Origin of the sequence: Streptomyces sp. HUAS 31 (genome assembly GCF_028198125.1) — a bacterium.
Taxonomy (GTDB): domain Bacteria; phylum Actinomycetota; class Actinomycetes; order Streptomycetales; family Streptomycetaceae; genus Streptomyces; species Streptomyces chartreusis.
The window spans coordinates 6,095,974-6,119,613 of the sequence record NZ_CP116353.1 but is presented as its reverse complement, the minus strand read 5'-3'; the positions used below and the strand labels follow the sequence as shown (position 1 = coordinate 6,119,613).

Annotated in this window: 22 protein-coding genes; 13 read left to right on the top strand and 9 right to left on the bottom strand. The window is 70.0% G+C overall.

The genetic code is table 11. The features are described 5' to 3' along the window. The first annotated feature begins 172 nt into the window (after positions 1–172). Complete coding sequence (locus PGH47_RS27445) at positions 173–763, top strand: malonic semialdehyde reductase (protein WP_125526083.1); 591 nt, start codon at positions 173–175, stop codon at positions 761–763. A gap of 87 nt (positions 764–850) precedes the next feature. Here PGH47_RS27445 and PGH47_RS27440 read toward each other — a convergent pair whose 3' ends face one another. Further along, entirely contained in the window at positions 851–1,372 is a 522-nt protein-coding gene (locus PGH47_RS27440) for a DUF4245 domain-containing protein (protein ID WP_271665622.1), read from the bottom strand. A 126-nt stretch (positions 1,373–1,498) separates the two neighbouring features. Between PGH47_RS27440 and glpX the strand changes: the two genes are divergently transcribed. After that, the gene (glpX, locus tag PGH47_RS27435) at positions 1,499–2,536 is read left to right on the top strand and encodes a class II fructose-bisphosphatase (protein ID WP_271665621.1); all 1,038 of its coding nucleotides are present in this window, start codon (positions 1,499–1,501) and stop codon (positions 2,534–2,536) included. Positions 2,537–2,621: 85 nt separating this feature from the next. Here glpX and PGH47_RS27430 read toward each other — a convergent pair whose 3' ends face one another. Continuing rightward, entirely contained in the window at positions 2,622–2,999 is a 378-nt protein-coding gene (locus tag PGH47_RS27430) for a WhiB family transcriptional regulator (RefSeq protein ID WP_269643755.1), read from the bottom strand. 173 nt (positions 3,000–3,172) lie between these two features. Next, the gene (locus PGH47_RS27425) at positions 3,173–3,856 is read right to left on the bottom strand and encodes a DUF1707 SHOCT-like domain-containing protein (protein WP_107903494.1); all 684 of its coding nucleotides are present in this window, start codon (positions 3,854–3,856) and stop codon (positions 3,173–3,175) included. A gap of 170 nt (positions 3,857–4,026) precedes the next feature. Here PGH47_RS27425 and PGH47_RS27420 point away from each other — a divergent pair, with 170 nt between their 5' ends. The 4 genes from PGH47_RS27420 (at position 4,027) to PGH47_RS27405 (ending at position 10,375) form a co-directional block, all read left to right on the top strand. After that, the gene (locus tag PGH47_RS27420) at positions 4,027–5,694 is read left to right on the top strand and encodes a fumarate hydratase (RefSeq protein WP_271665620.1); all 1,668 of its coding nucleotides are present in this window, start codon (positions 4,027–4,029) and stop codon (positions 5,692–5,694) included. Positions 5,695–5,772: 78 nt separating this feature from the next. Next, positions 5,773–7,158 carry a class II fumarate hydratase gene (locus tag PGH47_RS27415; RefSeq protein WP_271665619.1) on the top strand — a complete coding sequence of 462 codons (1,386 nt, stop codon included), beginning with the start codon at positions 5,773–5,775 and terminating at the stop codon, positions 7,156–7,158. A gap of 72 nt (positions 7,159–7,230) precedes the next feature. Then, positions 7,231–7,926: a cytidylyl-2-hydroxypropylphosphonate hydrolase gene (gene fomD, locus PGH47_RS27410; RefSeq protein ID WP_271665618.1), complete on the top strand. Its 696-nt coding sequence runs from the start codon at positions 7,231–7,233 to the stop codon at positions 7,924–7,926. Between the two features lie 283 nt (positions 7,927–8,209). Continuing rightward, complete coding sequence (locus tag PGH47_RS27405) at positions 8,210–10,375, top strand: SpoIIE family protein phosphatase (protein WP_271665617.1); 2,166 nt, start codon at positions 8,210–8,212, stop codon at positions 10,373–10,375. Positions 10,376–10,491: 116 nt separating this feature from the next. Here the strand turns inward: PGH47_RS27405 and PGH47_RS27400 are convergent, their stop codons facing one another. Beyond that, positions 10,492–12,873, bottom strand: coding sequence for a transglycosylase domain-containing protein (locus tag PGH47_RS27400; RefSeq protein WP_271665616.1), 2,382 nt, complete (start codon positions 12,871–12,873; stop codon positions 10,492–10,494). A 268-nt stretch (positions 12,874–13,141) separates the two neighbouring features. On the opposite strand from PGH47_RS27400, the gene PGH47_RS27395 reads away from it, so the two are divergent. The 5 genes from PGH47_RS27395 (at position 13,142) to PGH47_RS27375 (ending at position 17,995) form a co-directional block, all read left to right on the top strand. Further along, positions 13,142–14,104 carry an SPFH domain-containing protein gene (locus PGH47_RS27395; RefSeq protein ID WP_271665615.1) on the top strand — a complete coding sequence of 321 codons (963 nt, stop codon included), beginning with the start codon at positions 13,142–13,144 and terminating at the stop codon, positions 14,102–14,104. Next, positions 14,101–14,346: a hypothetical protein gene (locus PGH47_RS27390; protein WP_271665614.1), complete on the top strand. Its 246-nt coding sequence runs from the start codon at positions 14,101–14,103 to the stop codon at positions 14,344–14,346. Before PGH47_RS27395 ends, PGH47_RS27390 begins: the two co-directional genes overlap by 4 nt. Before the next feature lie 105 nt (positions 14,347–14,451). Further along, positions 14,452–14,976 carry a PadR family transcriptional regulator gene (locus PGH47_RS27385; protein ID WP_030952544.1) on the top strand — a complete coding sequence of 175 codons (525 nt, stop codon included), beginning with the start codon at positions 14,452–14,454 and terminating at the stop codon, positions 14,974–14,976. Further along, positions 14,973–15,662 (top strand): ABC transporter ATP-binding protein, encoded by a 690-nt coding sequence (locus PGH47_RS27380; RefSeq protein ID WP_271665613.1) that lies wholly within the window; start codon positions 14,973–14,975, stop codon positions 15,660–15,662. Before PGH47_RS27385 ends, PGH47_RS27380 begins: the two co-directional genes overlap by 4 nt. Next, positions 15,659–17,995: an ABC transporter permease gene (locus PGH47_RS27375; RefSeq protein WP_271665612.1), complete on the top strand. Its 2,337-nt coding sequence runs from the start codon at positions 15,659–15,661 to the stop codon at positions 17,993–17,995. Before PGH47_RS27380 ends, PGH47_RS27375 begins: the two co-directional genes overlap by 4 nt. A gap of 62 nt (positions 17,996–18,057) precedes the next feature. On the opposite strand, the gene PGH47_RS27370 is transcribed toward PGH47_RS27375, so the two are convergent. The 4 genes from PGH47_RS27370 to PGH47_RS27355 all read right to left on the bottom strand — a co-directional run bounded on the left by PGH47_RS27370 (position 18,058) and on the right by PGH47_RS27355 (position 20,923). After that, a complete protein-coding gene (locus tag PGH47_RS27370; RefSeq protein WP_107903512.1) occupies positions 18,058–18,486 on the bottom strand; it encodes a hypothetical protein in 429 nt (142 codons plus the stop codon). 4 nt (positions 18,487–18,490) lie between these two features. Then, positions 18,491–18,877, bottom strand: coding sequence for a roadblock/LC7 domain-containing protein (locus tag PGH47_RS27365; protein ID WP_030959166.1), 387 nt, complete (start codon positions 18,875–18,877; stop codon positions 18,491–18,493). Between the two features lie 53 nt (positions 18,878–18,930). Continuing rightward, positions 18,931–19,767 (bottom strand): MarR family transcriptional regulator, encoded by an 837-nt coding sequence (locus tag PGH47_RS27360; protein ID WP_271665611.1) that lies wholly within the window; start codon positions 19,765–19,767, stop codon positions 18,931–18,933. 154 nt (positions 19,768–19,921) lie between these two features. Beyond that, positions 19,922–20,923, bottom strand: a complete 1,002-nt coding sequence (locus PGH47_RS27355) for a LysR substrate-binding domain-containing protein (protein ID WP_271665610.1) — start codon at positions 20,921–20,923, stop codon at positions 19,922–19,924. Between the two features lie 134 nt (positions 20,924–21,057). On the opposite strand from PGH47_RS27355, the gene PGH47_RS27350 reads away from it, so the two are divergent. Then, positions 21,058–21,612: a peroxiredoxin gene (locus tag PGH47_RS27350; RefSeq protein WP_126901580.1), complete on the top strand. Its 555-nt coding sequence runs from the start codon at positions 21,058–21,060 to the stop codon at positions 21,610–21,612. A gap of 4 nt (positions 21,613–21,616) precedes the next feature. Beyond that, positions 21,617–22,150, top strand: a complete 534-nt coding sequence (locus PGH47_RS27345) for an alkyl hydroperoxide reductase (RefSeq protein ID WP_107905220.1) — start codon at positions 21,617–21,619, stop codon at positions 22,148–22,150. A gap of 54 nt (positions 22,151–22,204) precedes the next feature. On the opposite strand, the gene PGH47_RS27340 is transcribed toward PGH47_RS27345, so the two are convergent. Then, a complete protein-coding gene (locus PGH47_RS27340) occupies positions 22,205–23,581 on the bottom strand; it encodes an AI-2E family transporter (RefSeq protein ID WP_271665609.1) in 1,377 nt (458 codons plus the stop codon). Between the last annotated feature and the right edge of the window lie 59 nt (positions 23,582–23,640).

The window sequence follows — 23,640 nt, the reverse complement described above, 5'->3', positions numbered from 1 at the left end:
AGCAGCGGGGCGACTGAGGTCCGTCACACCTGATCAGGCTGTGAAGCGGATCACCACGCCCCGCTTTTTGTTGAACCTTGAACATGTTCGGCGTACTGTCTTCAGCGTAAACGGTCCACGGTCCGTTTACGTACGGCCCACGACGCATACGCACAACCCGAGAAGGTTCACGATGTCTCTCGTTCTTGACCCCGCCGCCCAGGACCTGCTGTTCCGCGAGGCCCGCACCGCGAACACGTTCACCGACGAGCCGGTGACCGAGGAGCAGGTCCAGGCGATCTACGACCTGGTCAAGTACGGCCCCACCGCCTTCAACCAGACCCCGCTGCGCATCACCCTGGTCCGCTCGGCCGAGGCCCGTGAGCGTCTGGTGCAGCACATGTCCGAGGGCAACCAGGCCAAGACCGCGAGCGCCCCGCTGGTCGCGATCCTCTCCGCGGACAACGAGTTCCACGAGGAGCTGCCGACCCTGTTCCCGGCCTTCCCGCAGGCCAAGGACGTCTTCTTCAGCGAGCGCCCGGCCCGCGAGAACGCCGCCGGGATGAACGCCGCCCTCCAGGCCGCGTACTTCATCGTCGGCGTCCGCGCCGCGGGGCTCGCCGCCGGCCCGATGACCGGCTTCGACTTCGAGGGCGTCCGCAAGGAGTTCCTGGACGACGACCACACCCCGCTGATGGTCGTCAACATCGGCAAGCCCGGCGCCGACGCCTGGTACCCGCGCTCCCCGCGCCTGGACTTCGACCAGGTCGTCACCACCGTCTGACCCGACCGCGTATGACGAAGGGCCCCCGGCTTCCGGCCGGGGGCCCTTCGTCATGCGTGGTGCGTGCGCGCCCTCGCGGGGGCGGCGTCACTGCGACTTGAGCGCCTTCGCCATCTGCGACAGCTGCTCGAAGGAACCGGTGCCGGCGACCACGGTCGTCGCGCCCTTCTCCTCGTGCACGAGCGCGTCGTAACGGCCGCCCGTGTACCGCGTCCAGGTCCGGTCGCCGATCCTCTCGGTGACCTCGCTGGCCCGTCCGCCCTGGGTGACCTTCTCCAGGAACGTCGCCGGCTTCTCGGCCGACTGCTCGACCTGGAGGTACTCCCCGCCGGCGGTGTGGAAGCCGAGGTGCCAGGCGTCGAAGTCGTCGCCCTTGAAGCGCACGGACGTCGCCTTGAAGCTCTCCGGCAGGCCCACGGGCGCGGCCACCGGGTAGGACGCCGCGCGCCGGGCCGTCAGCAGCTCGACGCGGTAGTCGATCCGCGGGAGGTCGGGAGCGCTGTCGTCACGTGGGACGAAGAGATAGATGACTCCTGCCGCGAGCACGGTCACTCCGAGCGAGAGCACCATGTTGCGGACCGACTTCTGCTTACCGTTCGAACCTGCCACGCCCCCTATCGTCGCAGGTGCCCCCGCTGCTCATCCGTGGGGCCCCCTGCTCATCCTGCGCGCCCGAGGATAGAGTCGGGGTCGAACCCTCATCCGGCCGTCGTCGTATCAGAAAGGTGCGCCTCGATGACCGAGAATCATCATCATCTGCCGTCCGAACTCGAAGTACCCAGCGAAGCCCCCGACCGCAACCTCGCCCTTGAGCTGGTCCGTGTGACCGAGGCGGCGGCCATGGCCGCCGGTCGCTGGGTGGGGCGCGGCGACAAAAATGGCGCCGACGGTGCCGCGGTGCGCGCCATGCGGACCCTCGTCCACACCGTGTCGATGAACGGCGTCGTCGTCATCGGTGAGGGCGAGAAGGACGAGGCGCCGATGCTCTTCAACGGGGAGCGGGTCGGCGACGGAACCGGGGCCGAGGTCGACATCGCCGTCGACCCGATCGACGGCACCACGCTGACCGCGAAGGGCATGCCCAACGCGATCTCCGTGCTCGCCGCGGCCGACCGGGGTTCCATGTTCGACCCGTCCGCCGTGTTCTACATGGACAAGCTGGTCACCGGGCCCGAGGCGGCCGACTTCGTCGACATCGACGCGCCCGTGGCCGTGAACATCCGCCGGGTCGCCAAGGCGAAGCGCTCCACGCCCGAGGACGTCACCGTCGTCATCCTGGACCGGCCCCGGCACGAGGGCATCATCAAGGAGATCCGGGACGCCGGCGCGCGCATCAAACTGATCTCCGACGGCGATGTCGCGGGTTCGATCTACGCGCTGCGCGAGGGCACCGGCGTCGACATGCTGCTCGGCATCGGCGGTACGCCGGAGGGCATCATCTCGGCCTGTGCCGTGAAGTGCCTCGGCGGCACCATCCAGGGCAAGCTCTGGCCGAAGGACGACGAGGAGCGGCAGCGGGCAATCGACGCCGGACACGACCTGGACCGGGTCCTGATGACCGACGACCTGGTCTCCGGCGACAACGTGTTCTTCGTCGCGACCGGCATCACCGACGGCGAGCTGCTGCGCGGCGTGCGCTACCGGTCGGAGAACGCGACGACCGACTCGATCGTGATGCGGTCGAAGTCGGGGACGGTGCGGCGGATCGACTCCGAGCACCGGCTGAGCAAGCTGCGGGCCTACAGCGCGATCGACTTCGACAGGGCGAAGTGAGCGCGGGGCGGTCACCCGCCCCCAGCTGATCCGCGCAGCCGACAGGGCGCCCCCGGTGCGGAGGGGGCGCCCTGTTTCTCGTTTGTCAGCCCGCCTGCGCTATCCGGTTCGCCGCCCGCGCCGCCTTCTTCAGCTCCATGTCGCGGCGGCGGCGCCTGGCCAGGACCACGCGGCGCTCGGCCGCGGTGAGGCCGCCCCAGACGCCGTACGGCTCGGGCTGGAGCAGGGCGTGTTCACGGCACTCGACCATGACCGGACAACGGGCACAGACCCGCTTGGCCGCCTCCTCACGGGAGAGTCGGGCCGCGGTGGGCTCCTTGGAGGGGGCGAAGAACAGGCCGGCCTCGTCACGGCGGCACACGGCCTCCGTATGCCACGGGGCGTCTTGGTCCCTGTCTCGCGCTGGCACCCGCTGGGCCGGAACGGCAGCTACCTGCATGGACGAATGCGGCGGTTGCAGCACGGTCTACTCCTGACGACGGCTTCGCGAGCGAGAGACGATGCAGCAAGGTCTACCCGCTGTGCGCGCGCCTATGCAGTGAGTTCCGAACCGCTGGATTTCGGGTGGTCCCGCGCGCCGCGGCACGGCACTTCAGCGGCCCTGAAGCCGGAGTTGGGCGGTCCGATTCACAACCGTCAACGATCCAGATGCTTGCGCAAACTCTTGTCGACCTTGCGCTGAACGCGATCGAGTATGTCCGCCACGAGCTTGCCCCGTTTCGGCCTGCCTTCGATGTTGCCCAGCACGGCCCAGCCGTCGACATGGACGACCGGCGCCTCGGGGTCCTCCGCGTCGAGGTGGTCCACCTCGAAGTTGCCGAGCACACCGCCGCCGGCGCCGCGCAGCGAGACGTTCTCCGGGACGCGGACCTCGACGTTGCCGAAGACCGAGATCGCCCGGATCATCACGTGCTGGTATTGGAAGAGCGCCTCGCTGAGGTCTATCTCGACGCTGCCGAAGATCGCGTACGCGTGGATCCGGCGGCCCGCGCGCCAGCGGCCCTTGCGGACGGCGCTGCTGAACACCGCGACCACGTTGTCGTCGGGCTCGACCGGGATGGCGCCCGGGGCCGGGCGGCTGGGGGCGGCGACGTACGGGTCGCGGCGCCGCTGTGCGGCGGGCAGATCCCGGATGAACACCTCCAGTTCACCGACCGTCTTGGCGGCCAGGACACCCTCGACCCGCTCGGCGTGCTCATCGGCGGTCAGGCGCCCTTCGCCCAGGGCGTCGCGCAGGATGTCGGCGATCCGGTCGCGGTCGGCGTCGGACGCCCGGAGCTCGGTGGCGGGAGCGGGTGCGGTGCGCTTCTGAAGGTCCACGGCAGCAGGGTACCCAAACACGATAGATCGCGATAGCCCCTCACGGGATCCTACGACGGCCGTCGAACTGAGCCTTACCTCACAAGCTCGGCGCCGGTGGCAGGTCCTACGCTGGTGGACGCTGCCAATGGAGGTCAGCCGCGCTGTCTGTCGAGTGAGGAATGGGCGAGATGCCTGAGTTCGCGTACACCGATCTGCTCCCCATGGGAGAGGACACCACCCCCTACCGGCTGGTGACCGCCGAGGGTGTCTCCACCTTCGAGGCCGACGGGCGGACGTTCCTCAAGGTGGAGCCGGAGGCGCTGCGCAAGCTGGCCGAGGAGGCGATCCACGACATCCAGCACTACCTGCGCCCGGCCCACCTCGCCCAGCTGCGCCGGATCATCGACGACCCCGAGGCGTCGAGCAACGACAAGTTCGTGGCGCTGGACCTGCTGAAGAACGCGAACATCGCGGCGGCGGGCGTGCTGCCCATGTGCCAGGACACCGGCACGGCGATCGTGATGGGCAAGCGCGGCCAGAACGTGCTGACCGAGGGCGGCGACGAGGCGGCCCTCAGCCGCGGCATCTACGACGCCTACCTGAACCTCAACCTGCGGTACTCGCAGATGGCTCCGCTCACCATGTGGGAGGAGAAGAACACCGGCTCCAACCTGCCCGCGCAGATCGAGCTGTACGCCACCGACGGCGGCGCCTACAAGTTCCTGTTCATGGCGAAGGGCGGCGGCTCCGCCAACAAGTCCTTCCTGTACCAGGAGACCAAGGCCGTCCTGAACGAGTCCTCCATGATGAAGTTCCTGGAGGAGAAGATCCGCTCGCTGGGCACGGCCGCCTGCCCGCCGTACCACCTGGCGATCGTCGTCGGCGGCACGTCCGCCGAGTACGCGCTGAAGACCGCCAAGTACGCCTCCGCGCACTACCTGGACGAGATCCCGGGCGAGGGCTCGCCGCTCGGGCACGGCTTCCGGGACAAGGAGCTGGAGGAGAAGGTCTTCGAGCTGACGCAGAAGATCGGCATCGGGGCGCAGTTCGGCGGCAAGTACTTCTGCCACGACGTGCGCGTGGTGCGCCTGCCCCGGCACGGCGCCTCCTGCCCGGTCGCCATCGCCGTCTCCTGCTCCGCCGACCGCCAGGCCGTCGCGAAGATCACCGCGGAGGGTGTCTTCCTGGAGCAGCTGGAGACCGACCCGGCGCGCTTCCTGCCGGAGACGACCGACGAGCACCTCGACGAGTCCTCGGACGTCGTGCGCATCGACCTCAACCAGCCGATGGACGACATCCTCGCCGAGCTGACCAAGTACCCGGTCAAGACCCGGCTTTCGCTCACTGGCCCGCTGGTCGTGGCCCGTGACATCGCGCACGCCAAGATCAAGGAGCGCCTGGACGCGGGCGAGGAGATGCCGCAGTACCTGAAGGACCACCCGGTGTACTACGCCGGGCCCGCGAAGACCCCCGAGGGCTACGCCTCCGGTTCCTTCGGTCCGACGACGGCCGGCCGCATGGACTCCTACGTCGAGCAGTTCCAGGCCGCCGGCGGCTCCAAGGTGATGCTCGCCAAGGGCAACCGCAGCAAGCAGGTCACCGACGCGTGCGACACGCACGGCGGCTTCTACCTCGGCTCCATCGGCGGCCCCGCCGCCCGCCTCGCCCAGGACTGCATCAAGAAGGTCGAGGTCGTCGAGTACGAGGAGCTCGGCATGGAGGCCGTCTGGAAGATCGACGTCGAGGACTTCCCGGCGTTCGTCGTGGTCGACGACAAGGGCAACGACTTCTTCCAGGACCCGGCGCCCGCCCCGACGTTCACCAGCATCCCGGTGCGCGGCCCCGGTCTGGCGTAGGCGCCCCGGACCTTGCGCCGATCGCGCGATCGGCGCAAGGTCCGGAACATCCGGGGCCCCTCGGTCGCTGTACCGGGCATGAGCGAATACCGCATCGAGCACGACTCCATGGGCGAGGTCCGCGTCCCGGCGGACGCCAAGTGGCGGGCCCAGACCCAGCGTGCCGTCGAGAACTTCCCGATCTCCGGCCAGCACATCGAGCGTGCCCACATCGAGGCGCTCGCGCGTATCAAGGGCGCCGCGGCCAAGGTGAACGCGCGGCTGGGCGTGCTCGATGAGGACATCGCCGAGGCGATCCAGGAGGCGGCCGGGGAGGTCGCCCGCGGCGACTGGGACGCGCACTTCCCGATCGACGTCTTCCAGACCGGTTCCGGCACCTCGTCGAACATGAACACCAACGAGGTCGTCGCCACGCTCGCGACCGAGCGGCTCGGCCGGGACGTCCACCCGAACGACCACGTCAACGCCTCGCAGTCGTCCAACGACGTCTTCCCGTCCTCGATCCACATCGCCGCCACCGCCGCCGTCACCCGCGACCTCGTCCCGGCCCTGGAGCACCTCGCCGCCTCCCTGGAGCGCAAGGCCGAGGAGTTCGCCGACGTGGTGAAGTCGGGGCGCACCCACCTCATGGACGCCACGCCCGTGACGCTGGGCCAGGAGTTCGGGGGCTACGCCGCCCAGATCCGCTACGGCGTCGAGCGGCTCTACGCCTCCCTCCCCCGCCTCGCCGAGCTGCCCCTGGGCGGCACCGCCGTCGGCACCGGCATCAACACCCCGCCCGGCTTCTCCGCCGCGGTCATCGAGGAGGTCGCCCGCGTCACGGGGCTGCCGCTGACCGAGGCCCGCGACCACTTCGAGGCGCAGGGCGCGCGGGACGGCATCGTCGAGACCAGCGGGCAGCTGCGGACCATCGCCGTGGGCCTGACGAAGATCGCCAACGATCTGCGGTGGGCGGCGTCCGGGCCGCGCACCGGGCTCGCCGAGATCAACCTGCCCGATCTCCAGCCCGGTTCGTCGATCATGCCCGGCAAGGTCAACCCGGTCATCCCCGAGGCCGTGCTCATGGTCGCCGCCCAGGTCACCGGCAACGACGCCACGGTCGCCGCCGCCGGCGCGGCCGGCAACTTCGAGCTCAACGTGATGCTGCCGGTCATCGCCAAGAACGTCCTGGAGTCGATCCGGCTGCTCGCGAACGTCTCCCGGCTGCTCGCCGACAAGACCGTGGACGGCATCACCGCGAACCGGGAACGGGCCCGCGAGTACGCCGAGTCGTCACCCTCCGTGGTGACACCGCTCAACAAGTACATCGGGTACGAGGAGGCCGCCAAGGTCGCCAAGAAGGCCCTCGCGGAGCGCAGGACGATCCGCCAAGTCGTCCTGGACGGCGGATACGTGGAGCGCGGCGACCTCACGCTGGAGCAGTTGGACGAGGCCCTCGACGTGCTGAGGATGACACGGCCGTAACCGATGATCACGGTGGTGTGAACCGTGACGGGCGCCGCAGCGTCGTATGCCCGTGGCACCTAATATCTGTTCATGGCGGACGGTGGAGCGATGACGACGGAAGTGGCAGCGGGCGGATCGCCGGTCCGCTGGGCGCCCGGGACGCGGATCCTGTGGCGGTACCGGGAGAACGCCGGCCGTCGCTTCCACATCGTGCGCCCCGTCACAGTCGTCCGCGACGACGAGGAGATCCTCGCCGTGTGGCTCGCGCCGGGCACCGAGTGCGTCAAGCCGGTGCTCGCCGATGGCACATCAGTGCACCAGGAACCCCTTGGCACCCGTTACACCAAGCCGCGTTCCGTACAGCGCGACCGGTGGTTCGGGACCGGTGTGCTCAAGCTCGCACGGCCCGGTGAGCCGTGGTCGGTGTGGCTGTTCTGGGAGCCGGGGTGGCAGTTCAAGAACTGGTACGTGAACCTTGAGGAGCCGCTGGCCCGTTGGTCGGGCGGGGTGGATTCCGAGGACCACTTCCTCGACATCTCCGTGCATCCGGACCGCAGTTGGCACTGGCGTGACGAGGACGAGTTCGCGCAGGCCCAGCGGGACGGACTGATGGACGATCAGCTGGCCGCGCGGGTGCGCCGGGCGGGCCGTGACGCGGTGGAGGTGATCCGCGCCTGGGGGCCTCCGTTCGCCGACGGATGGCAGCACTGGCGCCCCGATCCCGCCTGGGCTGTACCTTCTTTGCCTGAGGACTGGGATCGCACGCCCGCGCACATGTCCTCATGAGACCCTTGATGCGCCCCCGGGCTACAAACGTAGGATCGTCCTCCGCAAGGGCGCGCAAGGGCAACTACCGGAGTGCGCGCCGGGCTTGACCGATCGTCACCGAGGGGCGGCAGGACGTGAGCGAGGGTTACCAGGGCAATGCCGGGTCGGACCGGAGGCGGTCCTGCACCGGTGGCACAGGAACTGCCTCTGGCCACGCGGGGATTCCGTTCCTGGGGCACGTATTCCGGGTATCGGAGTTTCGGCGGGACGAACTGCACGCGCGGCGCGCAGCCCCGGACGGATGGATTCGAAAGGCGTGACGGAGCAGCCGACCTCCTTCGAACGCCCCGAGACGGGCGTCGACCCCGCGGAGTCCCGCGGGGCGCTCGTGCGTGCCTCGACACCGTCGACCACGCACTCCACGGCGCCCCACCCCCCTGGCGGCGGCACCGCCTTACCCGCGCAGGCGCGCACCGGTGACACCCCCTCCACGCCGGGCACCACCGTCCCGTCCGGCCCGAGCAAGGAGCACCCAGACATCGCCGGCAACGGCCCCGAGCACTCGCAGCCCTCCGTCGCCGCCGAGCCCATGGGGGCACCTCCCAGTTCCAGCGAAGCCGAGAACTTGGGGGAGCACCGGCCGCGGCCCGTTTCGGAGGCCATCCCGCCCCAGCCCGGCGCCGAGCAGCCGTCGGCCTCCGCCGAGCGGCGCACCGGAGGGGCCGTGCAGCCCGGCCGGCCGACGCCCATGCGGCGTGACGGCGACCGGCTGCGCTTCGTGGGCGCCGCCACCAGGCGCATCGCCCGCGGCATCGACCTGGACGAGATCGTGATGGGGCTGTGCCGGGCGACCGTGCCGACCTTCTCCGACGCGATCCTCGTCTATCTGCGCGACCCGCTGCCGGTCGGCGACGAACGGCCCACCGGGCCCGTCGTGCTGCGGCTGCGCCGCACCGACCGCATCCCGGAGGAACGGGACAGCGAGAACGGCTTCCTGCCCGCACAGCAGCAGCCGGAGCCGACCGAGCTGTCCGAACTGTCCTCGCTGACCGCCGAACTGTGCGAGGTACGGCCCGGCGGCGCGCTCGCCGAGGTGCTGCGCGGGGTACGCCCCGTCTTCGCCGACGCGCCCGCCGCCCGCGCCGCCCTGCCGGAACTGCTCGGCGACGACGGCCAGTTGATCATCCCGGACGGCCAGCGCGCGATCCTCGCCCCGCTGCGCGGCCGCCGCCGGGTCATCGGCGCCGCGGTCTTCCTGCGTCGTCCGGAGCGCCTCGCCTTCGAGCCGGACGACCTCCTGGTCGCCGCCCAGCTCGCCACGCACAGCGCGCTCGGCATCGACAAGGCCGTGCTGTACGGCCGTGAGGCGTACATCGCCGACGAGCTCCAGCGCACCATGCTGCCCGAGACGCTCCCCCGCCCGACCGGCGTGCGACTTGCCTCCCGCTACCTCCCGGCGGCCGAGACGGCCCGGGTCGGCGGCGACTGGTACGACGCGATCCCGCTGCCGGGCAGCCGGGTGGCGCTGGTGGTGGGTGACGTGATGGGCCACTCCATGACGTCGGCCGCGATCATGGGCCAGCTGCGGACCACGGCCCAGACCCTCGCCGGCCTGGACCTGCCGCCGCAGGAGGTCCTGCACCACCTCGACGAGCAGGCCCAGCGCCTGGGCACCGACCGCATGGCGACCTGCCTGTACGCGGTCTACGACCCGGTCTCGCACCGCATCACCATCGCCAACGCCGGTCATCCGCCGCCCGTCCTGCTGCACCTGGGCGGCCGGGCCGAGGTGCTCCGGGTGCCCGCCGGCGCGCCGATCGGCGTCGGGGGCGTCGACTTCGAGGCCGTGGAGCTGGACGCACCGGCCGGGGCGACCCTGCTGCTCTACACGGACGGCCTGGTCGAGTCGCGGCTGCGTGACGTCTGGACCGGCATAGAACAGCTGCGTGAGAAGCTCGCCGCGACCGCCCAGCTCACCGGGCCCGACCATCCGCCGCCGCTCGAGGCCCTGTGCGACGAGGTGCTCGACATGCTCGGGCCGGGCGACCGGGACGACGACATCGCGCTGCTCGCCGCCCGCTTCGACGGCATCGCGCCGAGCGATGTGGCGTACTGGTTCCTGGAGCCCGAGGACGCGGCACCGGGCCGTGCCCGGCGGTTGGCGCGGCGTGCGCTGGCCCGCTGGGGCCTGGAGGAACTGACCGACTCGGTCGAGCTGTTGGTCAGCGAGGTCGTCACGAACGCCGTGCGGTACGCCTCGCGGCCGGTGACGCTGCGGCTGCTGCGGACCGATGTGCTGCGGTGCGAGGTCGGTGACGACGTGCCGCAGTTGCCGCGGCTGCGGCAGGCTCGCGCCACGGATGAGGGTGGGCGGGGGCTGTATCTCGTCAACCGGCTTGCTCGGCGGTGGGGGGCCACCCGGTTGAGCACCGGGAAAGTCGTCTGGTTCGAGTTGAATCGCGGCTGAGTGCCGTAGGGGAACTGCGCGTCGCCGAGTGCGGATGTTCGGTGGCTGATCGCGCCCCTGCGGCGGAGCCGCATATTCAACACAGCCCCGCGCCCCTGAAAGGGGCGCTGCTGCCCCTACTGTTCGTTGCCCGGGCGGACCGGGTCCAGCGTGATGTCGCCCGTCGGTTCGTCCGTCGGCTCGTCCGTGGGTTCCTCCGTCGTCGGCTCCTCCGTGGGCTCCTCCGTCGTCGGCTCCTCGGTCGGCTCCTCCGTCGTCGGCTCCTCCGTGGGCTCCTTCGTCGTCGGCTCGTCCGTCGGTTCCTCGGTCGTCGGCTCCTCGGACGGGGTCGGGGTGAACGTCGGCCGGACGGCCGCGCCCTGGTCGGTGTCGAGGTCGAACCGGGCGTCGGGGTCGGTCACCCCGAACATGTACGACGCCCAGATCTGCGCCGGGAAGCCACCGCCGTTGACGCGGTCGAAGCCGCCGGCGCCGTACATCTTGGTCTGCGCGTGGGTCTTGGCGTCCTCGCCGAACAGGCCCACCGAGGTGACCAGGTCGGGCGTGTAGCCGGTGAACCAGGCCGACTTGTTGTCGTCGGAGGTACCCGTCTTGCCGGCGACCTTCTGGCCGTTGCGCTTGGGGTTGTTCGCCACGGACTGGCGGGCCGTACCGTCGTCGACCACGCCCGTCAGCACCGAGGTCACCGTGTCCGCGGCCTCGGGGCTGATGACCTGCTCGCCGATCGGGTTCGGGATCTCGACCGTACGGCTGTTGTGCTCGGCCTTCTTGAGGATGCCGGGCGTGACCTTCTTGCCGTGGTTGTCGAGGGTGGCGTACACCCCCGCCATCTGGAGCGGGCTCGCGCCCATGGTGCCCAGGGTCTGCGCCGGAACGGCCTGCTCGTTCTCGGTGTTCATGCCGAGCTTGCCGGCCACGTCCATGACGTCCTTCATGCCGACGTCGACGCCCATCTGCGCGAAGACGGAGTTGATGGACTTGTTCATCGCCGTCTGGACGGTGACGTCGCCGTAGTTCTGGTCGTCCTCGTTCTCGGGCGCGAACCCGACCTTGTCGCCGTTCGCGTCCACGACCTGACGCTTGCTGGTGCCGTCGTAGACGGTGTTCGCGCCGATCGGCTTGCCGGACTGCGTCTCGGCGCTCTCCTCCAGGGCGGCGGCCAGGATGACCGGCTTGAACGTGGAGGCGGGCTGGTAGTCGGGGCGGGTCGCGTTGCTCGTGTAGTGCTTGAAGTAGTCCTCGCCGCCGTACAGGGCGACGACCTTGCCCGTCTCGGGATCGACGGAGACCGCGCCGGCCTGGACGTTCGCGTCGACCTTGCGCTTCTTCTTGTCGAGCTTGCTCGTGAGCTGCGCCTTGACGGCCTTCTCCAGCGCGGCCTGCTTCTTCTTGTCGACGTTCAGGGTGATGGTCCAGCCCTGGTCGACGACGGCGGCCTCGGCCTGGGAGCGGGTGATGCCCTGCTGCTGCATCAGCTGGTCCTCCAGCTGACGGTTGGCGAGCGCTATCAGATAGCCCTTCTGACCCTCCAGACCGGCGGTGGGCTTGGGCTCCTTCGGCTCCGGAAGCTTCGTCAGCTTCTGGCGCTCGGACCGGTCGAGCCAGCCCTCCTCGACCATGTTGTCCAGGACGTAGTTCCAGCGGTTGGTGACCAGCCGCTTGCCGGTGTCGGAGGCGGCATGCCAGTCGTACTGGCTCGGTGCCTGGAGCAGCGCGGCGAGGTAGGCGCCCTGCGCGACGGAGAGCTTCTCGGCGTCCTTGCGGTAGTACGCCTGGGAGGCGGCCTGGATGCCGTAGGCGCCGCGGCCGTAGTAGCTGGTGTTGATGTAGCCGGCGAGGATGTCGTCCTTGGACATCTGGCGGTCGACCTTCAGGGAGATGACCATCTCCTTGAGCTTGCGGCTGACCGTCTGTTCCTGGCTGAGGTAGTAGTTCTTGACGTACTGCTGGGTGATCGTCGAACCGCCCTGCGCGCCCTTGCCCATCAGGGTGTTGAGCACACCGCGGGCGGTGCCCTTCAGGTCGATGCCGTGGTCGTCGTAGAACGTCTTGTTCTCGGCGGCGACGAAGGTCTTCTGGACCTCCTTGGGCACCTTGGAGAGGTCCACGATCTCGCGGTTGACCTCGCCGTCGCGGGCCAGGGTGGAGCCGTCGCTGTACTTGTAGACGTTGCTCTGACGCTGGGCGGCCTGGGCCGCGGCGTTGTCCTCGGGGACGTCCACGGCGAGGTAGAGCGCGATGAAGGCGCCGATGCCGAGCAGGCAGAAGCCGAGGAACGTGCCGACGATCTTCTTCCAGGTGAACAGCCGGCGTATTCGGCCCTTGCCGTCACCGCCCTTGGCGGCGCGGCGCGCCGCGGCGCGGCCGCCGGCCGACGGGCTCCCGATGACGGTGGTCGATTCGCCGGCCCCCGTGTTCGACGGCGTCCCGGACGAACGCCGGGGCGCAGCGCGGCGGCCGCCGCGCTGCCGTGCTCGTCTCTCTTCCGCTCGTCCCATGGGTCCGTTCCGCTCCGCTTCGTTCTTGTGTGCGCTGCTGTCACACAGGTTCGCCGCTCAGGTCAGCTCAGAAAGCTAACACCGGAAGATGTGACAAAGCCCGGCCGATCCGGTCTTTTGCGGACGTGACAATCAGCACCTGTCCCACCGGAACCGACGACTGGAGGGTGCATAGGGTTGCTCGGGCGGGGTAAAGTGTTATCACTTAGCTAGACCGAAGCTAGTGGAGACCCACTGCGGCTTCCGAAGGAAACGGGGGATATCACCCATGTCGAACACGTCGAACACACCCGACGACAGGGCCGACACCACGTCCGCCACCGCGGACGTGCCCGAGATGCCCGCGCCCCGCGTGCGGGAGTTCACGGCGCACAGCATCGGCGGCGGTCTCGCCCTGCTGCTGGGCCTGGTCGGACTGCTCGTCGGCGCGGGGCTGATCGCCGCCGGCGGCACGGTCTCCGACGGCGGCGCCAAGGCGGCCCTGATCATCGTCGGCATCCTGGTCGCCATCGCGGCGATATTGGCCATGTGCGGACTGAACATGGTCGCGCCGGGCGAGGCGCGGGTCGTCCAGCTCTTCGGGCGCTACCGGGGAACCATCCGCGAGGACGGGCTGCGCTGGGTGAACCCCTTCACCTCCCGCACGAAGATCTCGACCCGGGTCCGCAATCACGAGACGGCCGTACTGAAGGTCAACGACGCCTACGGCAACCCGATCGAGCTCGCCGCGGTGGTCGTATGGAAGGTGGAGGACACCGCGCAGGCCACGTTCGAGGTGGACGACTTCCTGGAGTTCGTCTCCACCCAGACCGAGGCGGCCGTGCGGCACATCGCCATCGAGTACCCCTACGACGCCCATGACGAGGGCGGCCTCTCGCTGCGCGGCAACGCCGAGGAGATCACCGAGAAGCTCGCGGTCGAACTGCACGCGCGCGTGGAGGCGGCCGGGGTGCAGATCATCGAGTCGCGCTTCACGCATCTCGCCTACGCTCCCGAGATCGCCTCCGCGATGCTCCAGCGCCAGCAGGCCGGGGCGGTCGTCGCGGCCCGGCGGCAGATCGTCGACGGTGCGGTGGGCATGGTCGAGGCGGCGCTCGCCCGGATCTCCGAGCGGGACATCGTGGAACTGGACGAGGAGCGCAAGGCGGCGATGGTGTCCAACCTGATGGTGGTGCTCTGCGGCGACAGGGCCCCGCAGCCGGTCCTCAACACCGGGACGCTCTACCAGTGACGGATCCTTCCGGGGGCTCGGCCCCTCAGGGTCGGCCGCAGCGCAAGCAGGTGCTGCTGCGGCTCGACCCGGCCGTGTACGAGGCGCTCGCGCGCTGGGCGGGCGACGAACTGCGGTCCGCCAACGCGCAGATCGAGTTCCTGCTGCGGCGCGCCCTCGCGGAGGCGGGCCGGCTGCCGGGCGACACCAAGCCGATCCCCCGCAGGGGCCGTCCGCCGGTGAAGCCGCCCGAGCCTCAGTAGCAGAACCGTGACAATCGGGCCCCACCTGGGCCTTCACACCCGCTGCCATGATCTACACACTCCGCGTATACATAGGGCGTATACACCCCGTGTAGAGTCCTGGACATGTCCATCGGTCACACCCTCCTAGGGCTCCTGGAATCGGGCCCCCGTCACGGCTACGACCTGAAGCGGGCCTTCGACGAGAAGTTCGGTCACGACCGGCCGCTGCACTACGGCCAGGTCTATTCGACGATGTCCCGGCTGCTGAAGAACGGTCTCGTCGAGGTCGACGGCATCGAGCCCGGCGGCGGGCCCGAGCGGAAGCGGTACGCGATCACCGACGCCGGTATCACCGACGTCCAGCGGTGGCTCGCGACACCCGAGAAGCCGGAGCCGTACCTCCAGTCGACCCTGTACACCAAGGTCGTCCTGGCTCTGCTCACCCGGCGCGACGCCGCCGACATCCTCGACACCCAGCGGGCCGAGCACCTGCGCATGATGCGCATCCTCACCGACCGCAAGCGGAAGGGGGACCTGGCCGACCAGCTGATCTGCGACCACGCCCTGTTCCACCTCGAGGCCGACCTGCGCTGGCTGGAGCTGACCGCCGCGCGTCTCGACAAGCTCGCCGAGGTGGTGACCAAGTGACTCCGCCTCCCGGTTCCCTGCTCGCGGCCGAGGACCTGCGCAAGGCCTACGGCCCGACCCTCGCCCTCGACGGCGCCGAGTTCTCCATCCACCCCGGCGAGGTCGTCGCCGTCATGGGGCCCTCCGGCTCCGGCAAGTCCACGCTGCTGCACTGCCTCGCCGGCATCGTGCCGCCGGACTCGGGGTCCATCACCTACAACGGGCGTGAGCTGGCCACCATGGGCGACGCCCAGCGCAGTGCCCTCAGGCGCTCGGAGTTCGGGTTCGTCTTCCAGTTCGGGCAGCTCGTGCCGGAGCTGACCTGCGTGGAGAACGTCGCCCTGCCGCTGCGGCTCAACGGCACCTCCCGCAAGGAGGCCGAGCGCACCGCCCTCACCTGGATGGAGCGACTGGAGGTCGACGACCTGCGCAAGAAGCGGCCCGGCGAGGTCTCCGGCGGTCAGGGGCAGCGCGTCGCCGTCGCCCGTGCGCTGGTCACCAGCCCGCGCGTGCTGTTCGCCGACGAGCCGACCGGCGCGCTGGACTCCCTCAACGGCGAGCGCGTGATGGAGCTGCTGACGGACGCCGCCCGATCCACCAACGCCGCCGTCGTCCTCGTCACGCACGAGGCCCGGGTCGCCGCGTACTCCGACCGCGAGATCGTCGTACGCGACGGCAAGTCCCGGGACATGGAGCGGGTCGTATGAACGTAGGTCAGTGGGCCAGGGACCTCGGAATGGGGGTCCGGTTCGCCTTCGTGGGCGGACGTGAGGGGTGGGTCCGTGCCCTGCTGACGGCCGTCGGCGTGGGGCTCGGGGTGGCGCTGCTGCTGCTCACCACCGCGGTCCCCAACATGCAGTCGGTCCGGCACGAACGCGAGAGCGCCCGCGCCGACATCGACTACAGCCACCTGGACCTCGAGCGCTCCGACCGCAGCCTGCTCATCGCGGACGTCGACACGGACTGGCGCGAGAAGGACATCCGCGGCCGGGCGCTGGAGCGCGAGGGCGCGAAGGCACCGCTGCCGCCGGGGCTGGAGAAGTTCCCCGCGACGGGCGAGATGGTGGTCTCCCCCGCCCTGAAGCGGCTTCTGGAGTCGGACGACGCCAAGCTGCTGCGCCAGCGGCTGCCGGAGCGGATCGTCGGCACCATCGGCGAGAGCGGGCTGATCGGCTCGCACGAACTCGCCTTCTTCCGGGGCGGCGAGGGCCTCGCGCAGCACATCGACGGAGCCCGGGTCGCCCGTATCGACCGGTTCGGGGACACCAGCCCCACCGAGACGGAGACCGACCCCGTACTGCTCCTGCTGGTCATCGTGATCTTCGTGGTGCTGCTGATGCCGGTCGCCGTCTTCATCGCCGCGGCCGTGCGCTTCGGCGGCGAGCGGCGCGACCGGCGGCTCGCGGCGCTGCGGCTGGTCGGCTCCGACGGGCGCATGGTGCGCCGCGTCGCAGCCGGCGAGGCACTGGCGGGCGCCGTGCTGGGCCTGGGCTTCGGCACCGCCTTCTTCATGATCGGGCGCCAGATCGCGGGCTCGGTCGAGGTGTTCGAGGTCAGTGTGTTCCCGAGCTACCTCGACCCCTCCCCCGCGCTGGCCCTGCTGGTCGGCCTCGCCGTCCCGGCGGCGGCCGTGCTGGTGACGCTGTTCGCGATGCGCGGCGTGGTGATCGAGCCGCTCGGCGTGGTGCGTACGGCGAAGCCCGCGCGACGCCGACTGTGGTGGCGGCTGCTGCTGCCGATCGGCGGCCTCGCGATGCTGTGGCCGATGATCGGCCAGGGCCGTGAGAACGGCACCTTCAACGAGTACCTCGTCATCGGCGGTGTGCTCCTGCTGCTCATCGGCGTGACCACGCTGCTGCCGTGGATCGTCGAGGCGGTCGTCGCCCGGCTCGGCTCGGGCGGCGTGGCCTGGCAGCTCGCGGTCCGCAGGCTCCAGTTGAGCAGCGGCACGGCGGCCCGCATGGTGAACGGCGTCGCGGTGGCGGTGGCCGGTGCCATCGCGCTCCAGATGCTGTTCGCCGGGGTGGAGAGCGACTACACGAAGTCCTCCGGCAAGGACGTCGAGCGTGCGCAGATGCAGGTGTCGCTGTCCCGTAATGCCCAGCTCGACCCGGCGGTGGAGAAGTTCCGGGACACCAAGGGGGTCGAGGGGGTCTACGCGTACGCCGAGGGCTACCTGGGCGAGCGGCGCAAGGACCCCGAGACGGGCGTCGAGATGACCGTCGGCGACTGCGCGTCCCTGCGCGAGGCGGCCGAGCTGCCCTCGTGCCGCGACGGCGACATCTTCTACGTGTCGAACGCCGAGTGGGACGAGGACACCCCGAAGCTGGCGAAGGAGGCGGGCCGCACGGTGTACCTCGACCCGTCGTACGAGGGCAGTCCGAAGCGGCAGGAGATCGCCTGGAAGATCCCGCAGGGCATGAAGGAGGCCCGCTCCCGCGAGGACCTGACGGGCCGGGAGCGCGGCGGCTTCCTCGTCACACCGAAGGCGCTGCCCGCGTCGGCCGAGCCGGCGCTGCGGGGGCAGCTGTACCTGCAGCTCGACAGCTCCGTGCCGGACGTGCACGACCTGGTGCGGAACACCGCTACGGCCGCCGACCCGCTGTCGTACCCGATGAACTGGTACTCCACGCAGACCTCCGAACGCTACGGCACCATCCGCACCGGCCTGTTCGTCGGCGCCGTCTGTGTCATGGCGCTGATCGGCGCGAGCCTGCTGGTCTCCCAGCTGGAGCAGTTGCGCGACCGCAAGAAACTGCTGTCGTCGCTGGTCGCCTTCGGCACCCGGCGCCGCACGCTGAGCCTGTCGGTGCTGTGGCAGACGGCGATCCCGATCGCCCTCGGACTGCTGCTGGCCTCGGTGGTGGGGATGACCCTGGGCACGGTCCTGCTGAAGATGACGAACACTCCGGTCGTCGTGGACTGGACGAGCGTGCTGTCGATGACGGGCGTCGGCGCCGGCATCGTCCTGGCGGTGACGGTCCTCAGCCTGCCGCCGCTGCTGCGCCTGATGCGGCCGGACGGGCTGCGCACCGAGTAGGACGGACGGCGCACGGCTGACGGCGGTGGGGCTCCCTTCGGGGAACCCCACCGCCGTCGCGTTCAGAGGCTGTACTCCCGTACGACCCGCCGGACCTGGGCGAACAGCATGCCCACGTTGACCGACTTGCGGCAGACGACGACGGCCACCACGTCCTGCTGCTCGGTCAGCCGCACGAACAGGTGCGTGAGGTTCTCACTGTTGACCAGGATCTCCTGGAAGAAGTGGTTGTCGCTGCTGATGCCGCGGCGCTCCTTGAAGACGTCCTCGATCATCACGACCGTGCGCCCCTGGAACAGGTCGAGCGTCGCGCCCGCCAGCAGGTCCAGGACCTCGGGCGGATGGTTCTCGACGGTCTCGTACGACAGCAGCATCCCGGTGGACATGTCGACCACCCCGGAGGCCACGCAGTCCGGGGCGTCGGTGCGAAGGTGCTTGACCAGGCTCATCACCTGGTCGGAGAAACTTGAGGTCATGCGCTTCGTCGCCATCCCTTCAAACTCCCTCTGGTGCCTTGTCGGTGAGGATCAGATCGATGCGTCGCAGGGCGGACTGCGTCGCCCGGTTCAGGTGGTCCACGTCCATGCCCTCGTCGCCGAGCACGACCATCAGGGCGGTGTCACCGACGGCGAAGAAGGCGGCACAGCCATGGCTGCCGTACGTGACCGTGCGGCGCAGGGTGCCGCGGGCGGTGGCGTCGGCGGTGCGCCTGGCGAGACCGAGACCGGCCGCGGCGAGGGCGGCGAGGCCCTCCGGGTCGATGGTGTCGGCGGTGTCCGCGGCGATGAGGAGGCCGTCGGCGGCGGCGACCGCGGTGTCGGTGATCCCGGTGACCTGTTCGCGCAGGCCACGCATTTCCAGTGCCAGGGCCTTGTGATCCATGTACGCGACTCTCCTATTTCTTTTCACATCTGATCGGCTGCTTCATTTCGGACTCATCTCGTAATTCCGTTCCGCAGGCGGAAGAAGCTGCCGGGTTTTCGGCGGGGCAGAGCTGTCGGGGTCGAGGGCGGGTGCGGCGGCGGCTCGACGGGCGCGGGTTCCCGCGGGCGCAGCGCGTGGCCGTCCGGAAAGGGGCGGACGGGGATCGGCGCGGGCGCCTCGGCGCAGACCAGCAGTCCGTCGCCGAGCATCCGCGCGACCTCGACCGTCACGGCGTACACGCCCCGCCCGATCCGGAAGGCGAGGTCCCGGGCGGTACGGCGGCCGTCGGCGTGGGCGAGCAGCTCGCGCCGCAGGACGGTGAGCGGGGTGTCCCTGTCGGCGGGCGCCGGTGCGGGCACGGGCCGCTCACGGTCGGGGTGGACGGGGTGCGGCAGCTCGGTGAGCGCGGTAAGTCTGCGGGCCGCCCCCTGGAGCAGGCCGAGCGGCGGTTCCCCCACGGGGACCTGCGCGAACGGCTCGAAGGCGGGGACGCGTTCGCAGTCGTCGACGCGGCCGGCGGCGATGGCGAACACGGCGTCGTGCAGTGCCATCGCGCACACGACCCGCAGCTGCGCGGCGCCCGCGTACCCGCGTGCGACGAGGGCGGTCGCCGGCCAGCGCGAGCCCCCGGACTCCCTCATCAGTTCGGCCCACTGCTCGCCGCTGACCCGGCCGGAGCGCAGCAGCAGCGCCTCGGGGCCCGGTGCGCCGGGGGACTCGGCGGCGACCACCCGGCCGTCGCCGAGGTGGAAGGTGCCGCCCGGCGTTCCGCTGACCCTGAGCTCTCCGGTGAAGCCGTCACGCGCGCAGACGGCCAGGGCCCGTGCCAGGTGTTCGTAGCCCGACATCACACCCCTCGTCGTTTCGCACACACGCCTGACGCATAGCGCTGAGGGGGGAATGTGTATCAGTCCGCGCGCATATTCCGGAGGGGGATATCCGACCTGTCGCTAGTTGACGGAAGTTGAGTTTCCGGATAACTCAAAGAACTGTGTTCGGCGCTCATTTGACCGATTGGCACACCGATACCGGCAACGGCCGAAGCGCCTCTCGCAGGGCCGCCGCCAGCTCCTCGTACTCCGCTCCGCGCGCCGCTCCGGCCCGCATCGCGAGGGCGATCCGGCGGGTGGGGGCGGGCTCGGCGAAGTAGCCGGTGAGCAGTTGGCTGCTGCGGGTCGTCTCCACCTTGAGGGCGGTCCGCGGCAGCAGTGTGCAGCCGAGGCCGCCCGCGACGAGCTGCACGAGCGTCGACAGACCGGCGGCCGTCGTGGTCACGGGAGCGCCCTCCCGTCTCCCGCCACCACCCTCAACCGAAGGGCTTCGCCCCACCCCTTTCATTTCGCGACCCGCCTCCCGGCAGATGTCGAGCGCCTGGTCGCGCAGGCAGTGTCCCTCGTCCAGGAGCAGCAGGTTGAGCGCCCTGAGCTCCTCGCGCGGGATGCCCTCGCGGCCGCCGAGCCAGTGGCCCAGCGGGGTGACGAGCACGAAGTCCTCGTCGAAGAGCGGGAGTTCGGCGATCGAGGGCATCCCGAGGGGGACGGCGAGCAGCAACAGGTCGAGGCGGCCCGTGGTGAGCCCGTCGACCAGGCTCGCGGTCTGTTCCTCGTGCACCTGGAGGTCGAGCTGCGGATAGCGGTCGTGCACGAGCCGCAGCACGGTGGGCAGGAGGTACGGCGCGACGGTGGGGATGACACCGAGCCGCAGCACGCCGGTGAACGGGGCCCGTACCGCCTCGGCCTCCTCCAGCAGCGCCCCGACCTCCGCCAGCACGGCCTTCGCCCGTACGGCGAGGCGCTCACCGGCGGGCGACAGCAGCACCTTGCGGGTGGTGCGCTCCAGCAGTGTCACTCCGAGTGACTCCTCCAGGGCGGAGACGGCACCGGACAGGGCGGGCTGGCTCATGCCGATCGAGGCGGCCGCGTCCCGGAAATGAAGGTGCTCGGCGACGGCCGCGAAGGCCCGTAGCTGGGCGAGACTCGGCTGTCTCCTCTTACTCACGGTCACTGATAGCACGCTCCGATCAACCTGACCGAGTGTAGCTATTTCCCGTATCAATGCAGCCTGTGCCAGGATCGGTAAGGTCCAACCCAAGGGAGACACCTGTACCGAATCGGTGTCTTCTCGCTGCAAGGAGAGTTGTGCTCACTGTCGGTGACAAGTTCCCCGCGTTCGAACTGACCGCCTGCGTCTCGCTGGAGAAGGGCAAGGAGTTCGAGACGATCGACCACAAGACCTACGAGGGCAAGTGGAAGATCGTCTTCGCCTGGCCGAAGGACTTCACCTTCGTCTGCCCGACCGAGATCGCGGCCTTCGGCAAGCTGAACGAGGAGTTCGCCGACCGTGACGCCCAGGTCCTCGGCTTCTCCGGTGACTCGGAGTTCGTCCACCACGCCTGGCGCAAGGACCACGACGACCTGCGCGACCTGCCGTTCCCGATGATGGCCGACTCCAAGCACGAGCTGATGCGCGACCTCGGCATCGAGGGCGAGGACGGCTTCGCCAAGCGCGCGGTCTTCATCGTCGACCAGAACAACGAGATCCAGTTCTCCATGGTGACCGCCGGCTCCGTCGGCCGTAACCCCAAGGAGGTCCTGCGGGTCCTGGACGCCCTCCAGACGGACGAGCTCTGCCCGTGCAACTGGAGCAAGGGCGAGGACACCCTGGACCCGGTCAAGCTGCTCGCGGGAGAGTGACCACATGTCGCTCGACTCCCTGAAGTCCCGCATACCGGACTACGCCAAGGACCTGAAGCTCAACCTGGGCTCGGTCATCGGCAACTCGGACCTCCCGGCGCAGCAGCTGTGGGGCACGGTGCTCGCCACGGCGATCGCCGCGCGCTCCCCGATCGTGCTGCGCGAGCTGGCGCCGGAGGCCGAGGCGAATCTCTCGCCCGAGGCGTACACCGCGGCGAAGTCCGCGGCCGCCGTGATGGCGATGAACAACGTCTTCTACCGGACCCGGCACCTGCTGTCCGACCACGAGTACGGCAACCTGCGTGCCGGTCTGCGGATGAACGTCATCGGCAACCCCGGCGTCGACAAGGTCGACTTCGAGCTGTGGTCGTTCGCGGTGTCCGCCATCAACGGCTGCGGTCTGTGCCTCGACTCGCACGAGCAGGTGCTGCGCAAGGCCGGCGTGGACCGGGAGACGGTCCAGGAGGCGTTCAAGATCGCGTCGGTGATCCAGGCGATCGCCGTGACGCTCGACGCCGAGGCCGTTCTGGCGGAGTAGCGCTTCCCCGCACGACGAAGGGCCCGTTCACCTCGAAGGTGAACGGGCCCTTTGTCATCGCTCCGAAGGCTCCGGCTCCTTGGCGGCGGGCGGTGGTTGCACGGGAGCCACCTCCACCGCGGTCGCGCCCCTGGGTTCGGGTGCCTGGCGCAGCGCCGCCTCCTGCGAGTACGCCCGCAGATATCCGACGATCGTGTTCGACACCGCCACCAGCGGCACGGCCACCACCGCGCCGCCGATCCCGGCCACCATGCCGCCGGCCGCCACCGACAGCACCACCGCCAGCGGATGCACGCGGACCGCGCGCCCGAGGATGAACGGCTGGAGGATGTGGCCCTCGATCTGCTGCACGGCGAGGACGACGACGAGCGTCATGACCGCGGTGAAGACGCCCTGCGTCACCAGGGCCACCACGACCGCCAGGGCGCCTGAGGCCACCGCGCCGACGAGCGGGATGAAGGAGAACAGGAAGATGAAGACGGCGAGCGGGACGGCCATGGGGACGTCCAGGAAGTAGATGCCGATGCCGATGAACACGGCGTCGATCAGGGCGACCACCACCGTGCCGCGCACGTACGCCGTCAGCGTCGCCCAGGCCCGCGGCCCGGCGCCGGCGACTCCCGGACGGGCGGCGGCCGGGACCAGCTTGAGGGTCCACTGCCAGATCCGCTTGCCGTCGTAGAGCAGGAACAGCGTCGAGAAGGCCGCCAGCAGGATGCCGGTCAGCGCCTCGACGATGACGGTGACGCCTTCGAGGCCGGCCGAGGTGATCTCGTCGGTGTTGGCGCCGATCGCCTCCCGGAGGTTCTCGGCGATCTCGTTGATCTGTTTGTCGGTGACGTGGAAGGGGCTGTTGAGCAGCCAGTTGCGCAGTTCGTCGATGCCGTCCTGGACCTGGTCGGAGAGGTTGTCGATGTTCTCCATGACCTGCCAGGTCACGAACCAGCCCATCAGCCCGATGACGACGAAGCCGAGGATCGCGGTCAGCGCGGTAGCCGGCCCGCGCGGCACGCCCCGCCGGGTCAGCCAGGCCACCGAGGGCTGCATCAGCGCGGTGAGCAGCAGGGCGATGACGAAGGCCAGCACGACGAGTTGGACGGCACTGATGACCCGCATCAGCACCCAGACGGTGCCGGCGAGCACCAGCAGCCGCCAGCCGGCCTCCGCGGCGACCCGTACGCCCCACGGCACGACCTGTGCGGGGTCGGGGCGCGGTGCCGGAGCCGTGGGCGCGTAGTCGGGGGGCCGTGGCACGTGGTCCACGGATGGCGGGTCGGCGGCAGGGGGCGGCTCGGTCGCGACGGCGGTCCGCCCCACCGGCTCTGGTCGGTCGCTCTCCCGTTCCACCGCGGCCCGGCGCTCGTCCAACCGCTCACTCATCTCGGTCAGACCGGCACCGACCCGGCCGAGCCACCCTGGCATTCGCGACATGATCCGTCCTCTTCCCCCGTCTTTCCCCACCACTCCCCCCTGGAGTCGTCGAATCCGAC